This window comes from Methylomonas sp. HYX-M1, assembly GCF_040741385.1.
Classification (GTDB): Bacteria; Pseudomonadota; Gammaproteobacteria; order Methylococcales; family Methylomonadaceae; genus Methylomonas; species Methylomonas rhizoryzae.
The window spans coordinates 737876-754432 of record NZ_CP160405.1 but is presented as its reverse complement, the minus strand read 5'-3'; the positions used below and the strand labels follow the sequence as shown (position 1 = coordinate 754432).

Below are 16557 nucleotides of genomic sequence, written 5' to 3'. Positions count from 1 at the left end.
GTCTCATGATTTGGAATTTCCTGAAGAAAAAAACCGCCGCGACGCCGCTACCCGAGCCGCAATCACCGGTCCACAGCCGTTTAAACCTGCCGATCGGTTATTTACAAAACTTGATGCCTATCGGCGAACTGCCACCCGACGAACTGCAACAACTGGTGGTGAGCGTTCGCAGTTTTCTGCCGGGACAAATCATTTTTAACCGCGGCGAAAGTGCCGACCAAATCATCTATTTGTATTCCGGCAAAGTCTATTTGGAAGCGAATAGCGGCGCGGGCTACAACGTCGAAGAAGCCACCTTCAAGGCCTGCTATCCGTTGTCGACCGGAACAGAACACCAATTCAGCGCCATCGCCAAATCCGCCACGCAAATCATCTATTTGCCGCTTTCGGCATTAAGACGCAGCTCGCAAGTCGCTTCCGCTTACAATCCGTTGGACAATTTGCAAAACACCGCCGACGCGCTACGGAAAAGCAATTTATTTCACGGCTTTTGTAACGCGATTCGCCGCGACGAATTACACGTTCCAACCTTACCGGATGTCGCATTACGGCTAAGAAGCGCGATGCAGCAAGACATCAGTATCGCCGACGTCGTGAAAATCGTTAATTTAGACCCCGTCATCGCTTCCAAATTGATCCAAGTGGCTAACAGCCCGTTGTATCGAACCGTCAAACCCATCGCCAAATTACACGACGCCATCAACCGACTCGGCTTGAAAGCCACTCAAAACTTGGTAACCAGCATTAGTTTGCATAATTTGTTTCGCAGCAAAAGCCGCCTGCTGAATAACCGCATTCAACAACTATGGCGGCAAAGCATACAAGTCGCCAGCTTGAGTTACACCTTGGCCGGCTTGACCAGCAGCGTAAACCCGGACGAGGCATTATTGGCCGGTTTGGTGCACAACATCGGTGCCTTGCCCATTATCACTTACGCCGAAAGCTTGTCCGAAAGCGCATACAGCGAGCTGGAACTGGACGAAACCTTTTCGGTTTTACAAGCCATGGTCGGCGTCATCATTTTGAAAAAATGGAATTTTCCGGAAAACTTGCTGCAAATCCCCGCGCAAACCGACAACTGGTACTGCGACGACCAGCCTGATCTGCAACTGAGCGATATTGTGTTACTCGCGCGTTTTCATGCGCAGTTAGGCGGCACGCAAAAGCAAAAATTACCGCCGTTGAACACCCTGCCGGCTTACATCAAACTAGGGGACAAATCGTTAACACCGGATATGTCTTTGCAAGCGCTGCAAGACGCCAAACAGCAAATCGCTGAGGCGCTCAGTTTCTTTAGGGCTTGACAGCGATGACCTGGCTAACCGGATGGTTGAAGAAATCCCCCCCCAACAAAGATACCCACGCACCTTCGGATAAACAAAACATCGCCAACCTGCCGGCCGGCGAATCCGGAACCTGCACACCTCCCTTAGTGACCTGCCAGCAGAACTTGTCGGTTGCCGAACTAAAAAAATTCGCGCCAATACGCGACTTAGACAACGAAACCGTGGCTAGTCTGTCCCATGCGACGATGTTCTACAGTGAAGGCAGCATCCTATTCGAACGCGGCAAGCCGGCCGATTTCGTCTATTACTTGCTGGAAGGCGAACTCATCATGCAACCGGAGAGCGTGAATGCCTATACCGTAAAAGCCGGCAGCACCCTAGCCTTCTTGCCGATTAATAGCGGCAAGCTTTTCGGGGCAACAGCCAAAGCCTTATCCGACGTCAAAATTTTGAAACTGCCCGCCGACATCAACAGACTCTGGCAAGCGCAACAAACCACCGATCCGGAAAGTCTGACGTATTTAGACATCACGCTTCCCGCCGAAATTAGCAACAACCGTTTTTTCAGCAGCTTCGCTCAGGCCTACCTGGACAACAAACTACGCCTGCCCAGTTTGCCGGACGTCGCATTTAAATTGCGCGAAGCCATGCAGCGCAACATCGGCATACAAGACGCGGTGGAAATTATTCATATCGATCCCGCCATCGTCACCAAGCTCATCCAAGTCGCCAACAGCCCTCTTTATGCAACGGCCGTGCCGATCAACAATTGCCTGGACGCCGTGAACCGTATTGGCCTGAACGCCACCAGAAACTTAGTATTAAGCATCAGCTTGAAACAATTGTTTCGTTCCAACGACAAGGCGTTGACACACGCCATGTACGAGTTATGGCGAACCAGCATCTACACCTCCAGCCTCGCCTTCGTATTGGCGCAAGAATGTAGCGACCTTAACCCGGAGGACGCGCTGCTAGCCGGCTTGATCTGCGATATAGGCGCCATTCCCCTGTTCAACTTCGCCGATCAGCACCCGGAACAATATCCGAGCTTATCGGAATTGAAAGCGGCTTTACCGCATTTAAAAGGACCGGTCGGCTCTTTGCTGCTGCATACCTTAGGCTTCTCCGCCGAATTGAGCAAAATTCCGCTAGTAGCGGAAAACTGGCTTTACGACGGCGGCACCGAGCTTGGCATCCCCGACATCGTTATTTTGGCGAAACGGCATAGCTATTTCGGCGACCCCAAAATTAAAGGCCTGCCCTATATCAATTCCCTTCCCGCCTATGCCAAAATTGCCGACGGCAAACTTGACCCGGATTTCTCGTTAACCATTTTGCAAAAAGCCCAATCGCGTATACATGCCGCTATGCAATTCCTATCCTGACGCTTTATTGCTACAACCGAATTCCACATCACGATGAACAACCCTTTACTCGAAATTACCGAACTGCCGCAATTTTCCAAAATTCTACCCGAACACGTCGAACCTGCCGTCGAACAGCTATTGACGGACGCGCGCGCCGTTATCGAACGTCAACTGACCGGCGGCGGCTCGTACACCTGGCATAACCTGATAGAACCTATCGAAGAAGCCGAAGACCGTCTGAACAAAGCCTGGTCGCCGGTCAGCCACATGAACTCGGTGGTCAACAGCGACGCCATGCGCGACGCTTACAACGCCTGCCTGGGCAAACTCAGTGCTTACGCTACCGAAGTCGGACAAAACAAAGCCTTGCAGCAAGCTTATCAAGCGATTCGCGACAGTGCGCAATTCGCCGAACTGGACCGCGCCCAACAAAAAATCGTCAACAACGCCTTACGCGACTTTCATTTGTCCGGCGTAGACCTGCCGAGCGAACAACAAGCTCGCTACAAAGACATCAACCAACAACTGTCGAAACTGGCCAGCCAATTCGAAGAAAACCTGCTGGACGCCACCAACGCCTGGCACAAGCTGATTAGCAACGCCGACGATCTGGCCGGCCTACCGGAATCCGCGCTGGCCCAAGCCAAACAAGCCGCCGCAGCCGAAGGCCAAGAAGGCTGGCTGATCAACTTGCAGTTCCCGTCCTATCTGGCCATCATGACCTACGCCGACAACCGCGAGCTGCGCCGCGAACACTACGAAGCGTTCTGCACCCGCGCCTCCGACCAAGGCCCGCACGCCGGACGCTGGGACAACAGCGACGTAATGGAGCAAATACTGGCGTTGCGCCACGAAAAAGCCCAATTACTGGGCTTTGCCAACTACGCCGAATATTCGCTGGCCACCAAAATGGCCAAGTCCACCGACGACGTGGTCAACTTTCTGGAAGATCTGGCCGACAAATCCTGGCGTCAAGCCCGCCGTGACCTGGCCGAATTGAAACAATACGCGGCACATCAGCACGGCCTGCACGATCTGCAAACCTGGGACATCGGTTATTACTCGGAAAAAATGCGCCAACACTACTATCAACTGTCGCAAGAAGAAGTAAAAGCCTACTTCCCGGACACCAAAGTGGTACCCGGCTTGTTTGCCATTGTCGAACGCCTGTATGGCCTGCAAATCAGCGAAATCGACGACGTCGATACCTGGCATCCGGACGTACGCTTCTATCAAATCGTCGACAAAGACGGCGCATTGCGCGGCCGCTTTTTCCTGGATATGTATGCCCGCGCCAAAAAACGCGGCGGTGCCTGGATGGACGATTGTGTGTGCCGCAAAAAAACCGGCGCCGGCCTGCAAACCCCGGTCGCCTACTTAACCTGCAATTTTACCCCACCCGCAGGCAACGACCCGGCCCTGCTCACCCACGACGAAGTGGAAACCCTGTTCCACGAATTCGGACACGGCCTGCACCACATGCTGACCCGGATCGACCACCTCGGCGTATCCGGCATCAACGGCGTGGAATGGGACGCGGTGGAACTGCCCAGCCAGTTCATGGAAAACTGGTGCTGGGATAAAGAAGCGCTGAATCTGATCTCCGGTCACTATCAAACCGGCGCGGCATTACCGGACGAGCTATTCCAAAAAATGTTGAACGCAAAAAACTTTCAGGCCGGCATGATGATGGTACGACAACTGGAATTCAGCTTGTTCGATTTCAAGTTGCACCGCGACTACGATCCTCGCAAAAGCGGCCGCATCTATCCAACCCTGCAGCAGGTGCGCGATCAAGTCGCCGTGGTCAAGGTACCGGCGTTCAACCGCTTCGCCCACAGTTTTTCGCACATTTTTGCCGGAGGCTACGCTGCCGGCTATTACAGTTACAAATGGGCGGAGGTGCTGTCAGCCGACGCGTTTTCGCTATTCGAAGAAAGGGGGATTTTCGACCGGACAACCGGCGAATCGTTTTTGCATAACATCCTGGAGCAAGGCGGCAGCAGCGACGCGATGACCCTGTTCAAGAACTTCCGCGGCCGTGAGCCCAATATCGACGCCTTGTTGCGGCATAACGGTATTGCGGCTTAATTCACAAATTCCAATACTGGTCTATCTTTGCTTTGGATTTAAGCACCGAAGCAAAGAGCCCTCCTACGCTAACCACTATGCAAAACTGTTCCGAGTGCAGCCGATCCGGGCAAGACTATGAGCTGAAATACCCGGTTTGCAATGCTTCTTACTAAAAAGACTTCCCCGCCGATGCGCTTGCTACCATTGCCGAAAGACCACGTAAACAATCGGTATTTTCGAAAAACACACCGCAACAACACATTTTAGATTCCGCAATTCAGCCATGAACCTGATCGCCAAAACCACCCTGGAACTTCTGCAATCGCTACTGCCACCGCAAACCGTAATCCACGTCGGCGCCGGCAAAGGTTTTGGCGAATTACACTTTTGGAGAAATTGGCACATCCCGCAGGCGTTATTGATAGACGCCGATGAAACCCGGTTGGCATGGGCACAAGCGCTGACGGAACAGAATTCGCAATGGAAAACCGCAGCCAGGGTATTGAATGAAAAAGATGGTGAAGCCATCTTTTACTCCGCCAGCAATCCGGACGAAGACGGCCTTTTTGACCCTAACCAGCTTCAACCATTCTGGCCCAATTTACGCGTTAACACCGAATCCACCCGCCAAACCGGCAAGCTGGACGAACTGTTAGCCGAAACCGAATTCGCGTCGTTTGCCAAAATGCCGCATCAATGGCTGATCATCGACTGCCATCCCGCCAAAACCATCATTGCCGGCTCGCTTGGCCATTTGGCCAATGTCGATGTGCTGATCGTGAAATGCGCACTGGTCGATAGCACAGCCAACTTATCGCCCATTTCGCGCTCAACCATTCAACAGTTACTCGCTCCGCTAGGCTTCAAACTCGCGGTTACCCTGGAAAGCAATAATCCGAAAATTGCTCATGCCGTATTCTGTATCGATACTGAAGCCAAACAAACGCAGTCGTTCGCGCAACTGGAAGCTAGGACGCACCAAATCAATCAGCAGCAAACCGAAATCGCCGCTATTTCCGCTCAACTTTTAGCACAGACCAACCAGCTCACCGACAGTCACAACCTCGCAAGCCGCCTAGCCGACGAAAAAGATGCGCTAACCCAAACCATCAACGACCTCCAACAACAAGTCTCTCGAGTAAATAAAGCGCTAGAAGAACAAACCCAACTTGCCATTCAACGCAAAACCCAAATCGACCAGCTCAGCACTGAGCGTGATTCCACCAAGCAAACTGCCGAGCAACGGCAGCAAACCATCGAACAGCTGACCAAGGCCCGCGACGAGCAAAAACAACTCGCCGAACAGCGTAAAACCCAAATCGACCAACTCAGCGCGGAACGCGACGCCGCCAAGCAAACCGCCAACCAACGGCAGCAAACCATCGAACAGCTGACCAAGGCCCGCGACGAACAAAAACAACTCGCCGAACAGCGTAAAACCCAAATCGACCAGCTCAGCACTGAGCGCGACGCCGCCAAGCAAATCGCCGAGCAACGGCAGCAAACCATCGAACAGCTGACCAAGGCCCGCGACGAACAAAAACAACTCGCCGAACAGCGTAAAACCCAAATCGACCAGCTCAACACGGAGCGCGACGCCGCCAAGCAAATCGCCGAGCAACGGCAGCAAACCATCGAACAGCTGACCAAGGCCCGCGACGAACAAAAACAACTCGCCGAACAGCGTAAAACCCAAATCGACCAGCTCAACACGGAGCGCGACGCCGCCAAGCAAATCGCCGAGCAACGGCAGCAAACCATCGAACAGCTGACCAAGGCCCGCGACGAGCAAAAACAACTCGCCGAACAGCGTAAAACCCAAATCGACCAGTTAAGCGCGGAACGTGATGCCGCCAAGCAAACCGCCGAGCAACGGCAGCAAACCATCGAACAGCTGACCAAGGCCCGCGACGAGCAAAAACAACTCGCCGAACAGCGTAAAACCCAAATCGACCAGTTAAGCGCGGAGCGCGACGCCGCTAAGCAAACCGCCAACCAGCGGCAGCAAACCATCGAACAGCTGACCAAGGCTCGCGACGAACAAAAACAACTCGCCGAGCAACGTAAATCCGAAATCGATCAATTGATCACCGACCGAGATGCCGCCAAGCAAACCGCCGAGCAACGGCAGCAAACCATCGAACAGCTGACCAAGGCCCGCGACGAACAAAAACAACTCGCCGAGCAACGTAAATCCGAAATCGATCAATTGATCACCGACCGAGATGCCGCCAAGCAAACTGCCGAGCAACGGCAGCAAACCATCGAACAGCTGACCAAGGCCCGCGACGAACAAAAACAACTCGCCGAACAGCGTAAAACCCAAATCGACCAGTTAAGCGCGGAGCGTGATGCCGCCAAGCAAACTGCCGAGCAACGGCAGCAAACCATCGAACAGCTGACCAAGGCCCGCGACGAGCAAACCGCACTACGCATCGAAAAGCAAAAAGAACTGCAAGAACTAACGGAAAACCATCAAGAGACCATGCGCCGCCAACAACTTTTACAAGAAGAACTTATCAAAGCGGAAGGTCAAATTGAATTAATTAAAGACTTATTATTACGGGAATCGGACTCATAATTCAATTCACACTATTTAATCATTCGATTATAAATGCTGACCAAATTAATTACATGGCTCAATAAAAAACTTCGTTTCAAGCCCAAGCACTTGAAACCTATGTACGATAATCCACCGGCATCAAGACGAATGGAAGAAATCCATTTTCACTGGCATTTCGAATCCAACAATCCCAGGCATGCGGCATTATTTAGTCAAATCCCCAGCGGATTGACAATGAATCGCGGTTTCTGGAATGAAGAGTTAACGGCAGCCGAAGTTAATTACGATACACCCAAAAAAACATTGGAAAATGCGTTGAGCCATTGGCAATTCGGAGATTGGGAGAGTTTAATCGCATTAGATAATGAAACAATCGAAGCCGACGCCCAGCGCGCAAAACTGGCGTTACTAGTAGCAGCCGCGCATTATCAGCTCGGCGACATACAAAACGGTAAACACTATATTCAGTTAGCTAAGCAATGGGGTTGCGATAAGAAATTATTAGGTAGAATATTAATTTCAGGGGTACATAACAATTTGGCAAAAGCCGCCTGCCTGCTGCAAGACCACAACAGAATGATAAAACATTTTCAAATTGCCGTTAAAGGGGGCTATGGCGACGAACGTTTATATAGTAACGTACGTCAACATCAAGAAATGGCACGCCTGGAGAATAAAAGCTAAGTCATGCCTTTAAGCTTGACTCAACCAATAGTCATTATTCAGTAAGTATTTTATCTTATGCAGGAATACCGATAGTATGCAACAAGTGAAGATGCAGCAGCGACGCGAGTCGCGATTCTACGAAATATATAGCTAAACAGTTACAGCCTAACTAAGCAAAAACAACTAGATGACATCAATATTCCCAACAAATTCGATATGTGAGTATTTAGGAATGACTCCAAAGCTATTAGCGCCAAACTATAAATATATAATAGCTACCGTGTTGTTGAAGCAAGCACATTGATTCCGGCTTAGTTTTATAATTTCCTATGTTTAAAGCCTTGCAAAAATTATTTGGATTCGATTCAGTTAAAGCAGAGGGGCTCTCCGAAGTAAGTGCTATTACCGATATGGGTACCACCCCTTCCACAGCTATTGAAAGGAATTTACTTGCAGACGCCAGCGACCTTAACGACAACTCTCCTGAAACAGGATTTGCTTCGGACAATATCCTAGCCGGAATACAAGACGAATGGCGCGTGGGAAATTGGGAAAATTTGACGCAAGTTAAATTTGAAACCATTAATAACCACCCTGAGCGCGCAAAACTAGCCGTTTTAGTCGCAGCGGGATATTTACAACTTGGCAACAAAACATACGCTCAACAACTCATCGACGCTGCCAACCAATGGCATTGCGACAGATTGTTTCTTTTCCGAATATTGATCTCCGGTGTATATAATACCTTAGGCAAAACTGAATCGTTAATTAACCATAATGATCGTGCCCTAAATTTTTTTGCGGCAGCGCTTAACGGGATCGATACGGACGAAGAACCCGATTATAGGGACAGAATAAACACTGAACTTAAGCGTCTAGGAATTTCCTGGCGTTCTGACGTCGTCAGCGAAACGGAGATTCACTTCCACAATCGAGCCGTAAAAAAACCAACGTCAAAGCCCATAGTCAGAGTGATTCATCACTTTTCCTGCACTGGCGGCACATTATTTTCCAAGTGTCTGGCCGCACAACCTGATACGGTATTGTTAAGCGAAATTGATCCGTTTAGCCGGTTAGGTTTAAGCAAACCGCAAAATCCTACATTTCAGCCGAGAGACATCATATCGATACTCCACCAGTCCGACGGTGCTTTCGATAGAGAATTAATTAAGGATATATTCTGCAACGACATCGGACTAATATTAGAGCAATTATCAAAAACCAATAAATGCCTGATACTCAGAGAACACACGCACAGCATCTATTTGACTGGCGACAAAGCACGCAATGAGGTTTTATTGGACAATATACTTAGCGAACACTATCTCGTTAAATCAATTGTTACCGTCAGAAATCCTATTGATAGTTACCTGAGTCTTCGTGAAAACAAATGGCTACACTTTTCTCCTCCCAATTTCGATGAATATTGCATTAGGTACCTTAATTTTTTACGCGATCATGCTAATGTAAAGACCTTTAGATATGAAGATTTTGTGAAACAGTCAAACAAGATTATGTTCGATATGTGCCGCGAACTATCTATTCGCTTCGACCCCGGCTTTACAGACACGTTTTCGCAATTCAAACTCACCGGCGACAGCGGACGCAAAGGAGATATTATTTCGGAACGCCCCAGGCGCGCTTATGATTTGAATTTCGTCAACGAGGTAAATAACTCGGCGAATTTCAAAGAGGTTTGCAAATTATTGAGTTATGATGATAATATCGCATTGCAATAATGTAGTTCGATACGTATTCATGCCGGAAATCACGCCCTACCGCAGCGACACCCACACAGCGAATAGGGTGAAGGCTGTACAACCTGTTAGCTCTTACAAACCTGCCGTGGCTGAAGACTACGCCAACTAGCGCGGCCGCTTACGGTGCTTTAGCTTATACATGTGGACTTACATTGCAAAAATTGCCTCTTTCAGCTCACCGTGGATAGAGCTGATAGGCGAGAGATGGCAAGACCCAAACAACCGGTTGATCGATTATTGGCGTACCGTTTCCGCTGATTCGGTCATTATTATCCCGATCCAAAACAAGCAAATTCTGGTTCCTGACAAAACGTTCAGGCCTGGTATTGGCATTGAAACCCTGGACTTTCCCGGCGGCCGATTTTCCCATGTCGACACGATTGAAACAAGCATAGAAGAAATACTTAATCGAGAGCTAGGAATATCGATTAACCAGATAGAAAGCATTAGCAGCATTTATAGCAACCCAAAGTATATAAATAGCTCGACATCGAATCAAAAGCTATTTGGCTATTACGCAAACATCCGCTCGTGCGAAGAAAACAACTTCCTCCCCCATTTTAGATTCAATTTAAACCAACATGACTTAAACGACTTATTAAGCCAACTAGACTGCTTACAATGCCGAGCGCTATTGCTCGAATCTTTAAAATCAAATAATTAGGAGAACCCAGGATGAAAGTATTGGTATTAGGTGGAGACGGTTTTTGCGGCTGGCCAACCTCATTACATTTATCGAATATAGGCCATGACGTTATTATCGTAGACAACTTATCGCGCCGCAAGATAGACATAGATTTGGAAGTCGAGTCCTTAACCCCGATCAAACCCCTATCCGAACGCTTGGCGGCATGGAAAGAAATCACCGGTAAAACCATAAAATTTTGCAATATTGACGTTTCTCAACAATATCGCGAATTATTGGACTTAATAATTAGCGAGGAAGTCGACGCGATTGTCCATTTTGCGGAGCAGCGTGCCGCCCCTTACTCGATGAAGTCTTCAAAAGAGAAGCGTTATACCGTCAACAACAACTTGAATGCGACCAATAACGTCCTATGCGCGATTGTCGAATCCGGCCGCGACATACATTTGGCCCATCTTGGCACCATGGGCGTATACGGATACGGCACTGCAGGCATGAAAATACCGGAAGGTTATCTAACCGTTCAAGTCGTAACCGACACCGGCGCCGTGGTCGAACAGGAAATACTGTATCCCGCCAATCCCGGCAGCATTTATCACATGACCAAGACGCAAGACGCCCTGCTGTTTGCGTTTTACAATAAGAACGACGGCTTGCGCATCACCGACTTGCACCAAGGCATCGTTTGGGGAACCAACACCGCGGAAACGTCAATGGACGAACGCCTGATCAATCGTTTCGATTACGACGGCGATTACGGTACCGTGTTAAATCGTTTCTTAATGCAAGCCGCCATCGGCTACCCGCTTACCGTACACGGAACCGGCGGCCAAACACGCGCGTTTATTCACATCCGCGATACCGTCAAATGTATCGAAATCGCCTTAGCCAACCCGCCTAAACGCGGCGACAAGGTGATGATCTTTAACCAAATGACCGAAACTCATCGGGTGCGCGAGCTGGCGGAACTGATTTCCCGATTGGCAGGCGCTCAAGTCTCATATTTATCCAATCCGCGTAAAGAAGCCGACGAAAACGAACTGCATGTCGAAAATAAGTGTTTCCTCAGCCTAGGCTTAAATCCAACCACCTTGGAAGACGGCTTACTACTCGAAGTAACCGACATTGCCAAAAAATACGCCGCGCGTTGCGACCGCACAAAAATACTTTGTGTATCTTATTGGAACAGCGAACGCAAACAATCCAGCGAGCAAGCAAGCTAACGAGAAATACGATGGCCAATATACTAATCACCGGCGGCTGCGGCTTTATCGGCGCCAATTTAGCGCCCATGCTGCGCCTTGCCGGACACAACATTACCATACTCGACAACCTGAGCCGCGGTGCCGTTGAATATCTCGACGCCCCCGATGCATATCAAATAATAACGGCCGACATACGGGACGAAGCAGCCTTAACATCCGCATTCACCGGCAAAGATGCCGTTATCCATCTCGCCGCTTACGGATCTGTCGTAGAGTCCGTCGCCTCGCCGGAAGAAAATTTTTCCATTAACGTCGAAGGCACATTTAAGGTACTGAACGCCGCCCGTAGCGCCGGGATCCAACAACTCATATTCTCATCGACCGGCGGGGCATTAATCGGCAACGCATCCCCACCGGTGAACGAACAATCAGTACCTCGGCCAATTTCTCCGTATGGCGCCAGTAAACTGGCTGGCGAGGGTTATTGCTGCGCCTTTGCCAACGCCTACGACATGTCAATTACCGCCTTAAGGTTTGCAAACGTAGTCGGTCCTATAAGTTGGCATAAGAAAGGCGCAGTGACTACGTTCTTTAAATCCATCATGGATGGAATACCAATTTGCATATACGGAGACGGTTCCGCAACTCGTGATTTTCTATTCGTAGACGATCTTTGCAGAGGCATTATCGCTGCCTTGAATGCTCAAAAGCCTGGGTTCAACGTATACCATCTCGCTAGCGGCCGCGAAGTTTCTGTAAAAGAACTTGCAGAAATCGCTCGAGATACTACTGGCGCATTCGAACACCCGATTCTTTTTGATTCGAAAAGAAAGGGCGAGGTGGACCGAAATTTTGCTAATTTTGATCTAGCACAAAAAGAACTGAACTTTTGTCCTACGATATGCATAGAAGATGCTATGAGCGCAACTTGGAAGTGGTTTCAGCTGTATAAATCCGGGCTGAATATAAATTCCAACCAGCAATAATTATAGCTTGATGCTTCTTAGGCTTTTTCGAATTACAAAAAGTCGAAAAAGCCATATATAACTTTAAACAGGCCGGTCAAATTTAATAACTCAGGCGCTAACAAAAACAGGATAAAAAATTTTTGTTACATATTGTATCAACAACATAGCATTACCAATATTTTACCGGCCCGTTAAAAAATAGTCTGGAGCTTTATGTTTATTACTGAATAAAATAGTATTTAATGCTTAGCAAAAAGTCGACATGTCCGGCGAACTTGTTTGTGCGCATTCACTCGAGAATACATTGATTGAAATGCACGCCAACTTTTTGCAAAGCTCTTATCTTTGCTCGAAATAAGCATTTTTTGCTCATCGCTTAATATTATTAAACGATTACTATATTCTGCAAAAACGATAATAAACCAGTGCCCGAGCACTATCTCACCCCGGCTAACATTTTAGAAGACGGAGCACATTGCTAATTTTTGTTCGCTTAATTCTTGCGGATTGTCGAATTAGCAACTGACTTTTAATTGCGACACATAGCGATAAGAACTGATCCGAAATGAATTCAAATCAACAAACTTTACCAAAAACTGAACGCAATCTCGCAACTTCTAACAATTTTTTAGGTAAGTTTTTACGTTACCCTGACAATACAGGAAAGCGCATATCCGATGGAGGCAGCCGAATAAAAGGCGTGATTAAGAAATCAATACCAAATTTACCACTCATTACAGTGGTCACGGTATGCTTTAATTCAGAAAACACACTCTCTCAAACGATTCAATCTATACGGCAGCAAACCTATAATAACTTTGAATACATTATTATTGATGGCGGCTCAAAAGACAAAACTATAGATATTATTCTCCAAAACGAAGATATCATTGACTATTATGTTTCCGAGCCGGATGGCGGCATTTATGCTGCAATGAACAAAGGTTTAGAACTTGCCTTAGGGGAATACATTATATTCCTCAACTCAGACGATTGGTACGAACCGGAAGCGCTCGAACTATTAATGAAAGCACAGCTTACACAAAAATGTGATTTCGTATCGGCACTGGCTAATTATACCGATGGCAATGGCAAGTTTATGAGAGTTCAGCCAAGCTCTTCGTTCGATGCTTCCGTTGACTTTAGAATGCCCCTCCGCCACGAAACGATGCTAATCGCGGCTAAAATATATGAAGAAGTCGGACTCTATGACACTAGTTATGCCGTAATTGCAGACCGCATTTTTACCGCTCATTTATTCTGGAAAGGGTATACCCACTATGAACTTCAGATACCGCTTTTAAATTTCCGAACATCCGGTGTATCAAGTGCAAATATAAGTCAATTATACGAAGAGCGTCGTCGAGCTTTGGAAGAGCAATATCCAGGCATATCGATGACCGCACTACTGGATATAATGACGCTTGAAAAGCTTACCCCTGAAAGACTATGCGAAATCTCAAGAAATTACAAGTCTCCAAGATTTCGCGCATCAGCTCGCGCTTATGTGACTGATCGAGCGAATCAAGGACATAATGCTTGGCAGAACATCGACCTGGATGCATTCTCTTCTGTTTTAAATAAGAAACCATTACGAAAAACCATACCTTTCTCCCCACAAGTTACTCATCCTGCAATAAGTATTATTTTGCCAATATTTAATTGTGAGGATACTATTGCCAATTGCCTAGATAGCATTATGGTGCAAACCTTCAAAAATTTTGAAATTATTTGTATTAACGACAGATCTACGGACGGATCACAAAAAATAATCGACGAATATGCAAAGAATGATAAACGCATCCAGCGACGTTTTAACGAAATAAATTCTGGTCATGGGGCATCAAGAAACAGAGGAATTTTTCTAGCACAAGGCGATTATATTTTCAGCATTGACCCGGATGACAGAATTCCTCCTAATGCACTTGAGACACTTTACAAATATGCCATTAGATACAAAAGCGAGATGACTAAAGGTTCGTTTATTCACGAACAACAAATTGCTGGTCAAAAGTCCAATGCTGTTCGAAAAGGCCTAAATGACGGAAGTGAGCATATTGTCAATCAAACACTAAAAAGCTACCCAGATTTCTTAAAGTCGACCGAAGGCCACTGGTCATACCTCTATAAAAGCTCTTTTGCAAAACGAGTTTTTTGGCCTGAAGACCTGAAAATGGGACAAGATAGCGTATTTATTGTAGATGCGTTAACCACAGCGAGGTCTATCAGCGTTATTCCGGATGTTGTATATCATTATCTAGCCAATCCCAAAAGCGCAATGAATACCTTCAATTTTCGTAAAAACATGGACGAAATTGAATGGCGGCGAAGAGATTGGCACACACTCAAGAAACATGGATTTATCGATATTGCTGATTTTCTACTTTTTAGCTATTGGAATGTCCCGTTCTTTGAAAACATGAGAAAAAATTTCTCAACTGAACAAAATAAAACATTCTTCGAAACTTTACAGTCTGCATTCGAAGAAGCTGGCGGAATAACCTTAGAAAAAACTCGCAACCCTAAAATCAGAGAAATTTTCGAATTCGGATTTCGGCAGTTTCCTTATACACCACCTCCTAAAGCAAACTCACTTTCTATATGTGCAATTTCTACACAAGATCATGGTGGAGCCGGTATCTCAGCGCTTAGAAATGTAGAAGTTTTACGAGAACGGGGGCATCAGGCATATTTGGCGACCATATTTCGCAAATCTACTAATTCCCCCTATGTTGTCAAAGTTCCGACGACTATATCTGGCTCGGACCTCGAAATTAGAAATCGTTGGCGGGAAGTAGCCGTGGTTACTCAAAAAGACGTTGACACCTTGAGTGCTAGAGAACTTTTCTCTAAAACGGGTAGCATTGCCGATCTTGAAAAATTGCGTTACATAATCTCCAACGCTGACGTGATACATCTTCATTGGATAATAGGTATTTTAGATATACAAAATTTACCTACTATCGCCGGAAATCGCCCGATAGTATGGACACTACACGATATGAATCCATTTACCGGGGGATGTCATTATTCAGAAGGATGCATTCAATATCGCAATGAGTGCGGCAACTGTCCATTGCTTGGAAATAAGAGCAAACACCTAGCCAACGAAATTTGGCACACAAAGAAAAAGGCGTATGCTCAGTTAAAAAATCTTCACATTGTCTCCCCTTCGCAATGGCTAGCCGATTGTGCAAAAGAAAGCTCGCTATTTAAAGGTCGCGACATACGCGTAATAGCAAATCCAATCCCGTCTGAAGATTTTAATCCTACCAACAAACTGGTTGCGAGAAGTAAACTAGGCCTTCCATTTGATGCCAAATTTATCGTCTTCGGCGCAGATGCATTGAACAACTTACGAAAAGGCGGCGATCTTCTAGTCGATGCCATTCGCGTATTAGTTAATAAAGGCCAAGCAAACAATGTACGCGGATTATTATTTGGGGCAGCTAGCCTCGATTTAGGAATCCCTATGCATAATATGGGTTATATCACCGATCCAAAGGCGCTATCATTAATTTACGCCGCAGCTGACGTGTTTGCATTTCCATCACGAGAAGACAACGCTCCTCAAACGGTTCCAGAAGCATTATTATCCGGCACGCTGGTCGTAGCATTTCCCGTTGGCAATGTACCCGAATTAGTTGAACATATGAATACTGGATTTATTGCGCGCTATGAGGATACAAGTCATTTTGCGGAAGGCCTTGCCTGGGCACTCCATCACTCAGACGATATACTAAGACACGGATTACGTGGCCACATAACCGCTCGTTCGTACCACAATACTGATGTTACCGTGAGCAAGTACGAAGCTGTTTTCAAAAGCATGATCGATCAGAACTCTACCTGAATCCGTGACTTCAAATATTGTCAGCCCTTTTATTCGGAAACTATTACAAAAGTGGCTGAATTTAAAATTACATTCCTTGCAATCGAGTGTAACGGCTTAGCAGGCTGTTGATTTTATCTCCCCTGTAACCCGCATTGGCTAGTTGAGTCAGATGTGTTGGTAAATCATAA

At 47.2% G+C, this 16557-nt stretch carries 10 protein-coding genes; all 10 read left to right on the top strand.

What is annotated here, in order from left to right; genetic code table 11:
• Positions 1-5: 5 nt before the first annotated feature.
• The 10 genes from AB0A83_RS03550 (at position 6) to AB0A83_RS03505 (ending at position 16387) form a co-directional block, all read left to right on the top strand.
• Positions 6-1304, top strand: coding sequence for an HDOD domain-containing protein (locus tag AB0A83_RS03550; protein ID WP_150046784.1), 1299 nt, complete (start codon positions 6-8; stop codon positions 1302-1304).
• 5 nt (positions 1305-1309) lie between these two features.
• Complete coding sequence (locus AB0A83_RS03545; protein ID WP_367155415.1) at positions 1310-2671, top strand: HDOD domain-containing protein; 1362 nt, start codon at positions 1310-1312, stop codon at positions 2669-2671.
• A 33-nt stretch (positions 2672-2704) separates the two neighbouring features.
• Positions 2705-4744 (top strand): oligopeptidase A, encoded by a 2040-nt coding sequence (prlC, locus tag AB0A83_RS03540; protein WP_367155414.1) that lies wholly within the window; start codon positions 2705-2707, stop codon positions 4742-4744.
• A 265-nt stretch (positions 4745-5009) separates the two neighbouring features.
• Positions 5010-7307: a hypothetical protein gene (locus AB0A83_RS03535; RefSeq protein ID WP_367155413.1), complete on the top strand. Its 2298-nt coding sequence runs from the start codon at positions 5010-5012 to the stop codon at positions 7305-7307.
• 33 nt (positions 7308-7340) lie between these two features.
• Complete coding sequence (locus AB0A83_RS03530) at positions 7341-7973, top strand: hypothetical protein (protein ID WP_150046778.1); 633 nt, start codon at positions 7341-7343, stop codon at positions 7971-7973.
• 311 nt (positions 7974-8284) lie between these two features.
• The gene (locus AB0A83_RS03525; RefSeq protein ID WP_367155411.1) at positions 8285-9694 is read left to right on the top strand and encodes a hypothetical protein; all 1410 of its coding nucleotides are present in this window, start codon (positions 8285-8287) and stop codon (positions 9692-9694) included.
• 160 nt (positions 9695-9854) lie between these two features.
• Complete coding sequence (locus AB0A83_RS03520) at positions 9855-10379, top strand: hypothetical protein (RefSeq protein ID WP_367155410.1); 525 nt, start codon at positions 9855-9857, stop codon at positions 10377-10379.
• An 11-nt stretch (positions 10380-10390) separates the two neighbouring features.
• The gene (locus AB0A83_RS03515; protein ID WP_150046774.1) at positions 10391-11584 is read left to right on the top strand and encodes an NAD-dependent epimerase/dehydratase family protein; all 1194 of its coding nucleotides are present in this window, start codon (positions 10391-10393) and stop codon (positions 11582-11584) included.
• An 11-nt stretch (positions 11585-11595) separates the two neighbouring features.
• Positions 11596-12552: an NAD-dependent epimerase/dehydratase family protein gene (locus AB0A83_RS03510; protein ID WP_150046772.1), complete on the top strand. Its 957-nt coding sequence runs from the start codon at positions 11596-11598 to the stop codon at positions 12550-12552.
• A gap of 547 nt (positions 12553-13099) precedes the next feature.
• Positions 13100-16387, top strand: a complete 3288-nt coding sequence (locus AB0A83_RS03505) for a glycosyltransferase (RefSeq protein ID WP_150046770.1) — start codon at positions 13100-13102, stop codon at positions 16385-16387.
• The last annotated feature ends 170 nt before the right edge of the window (positions 16388-16557 follow it).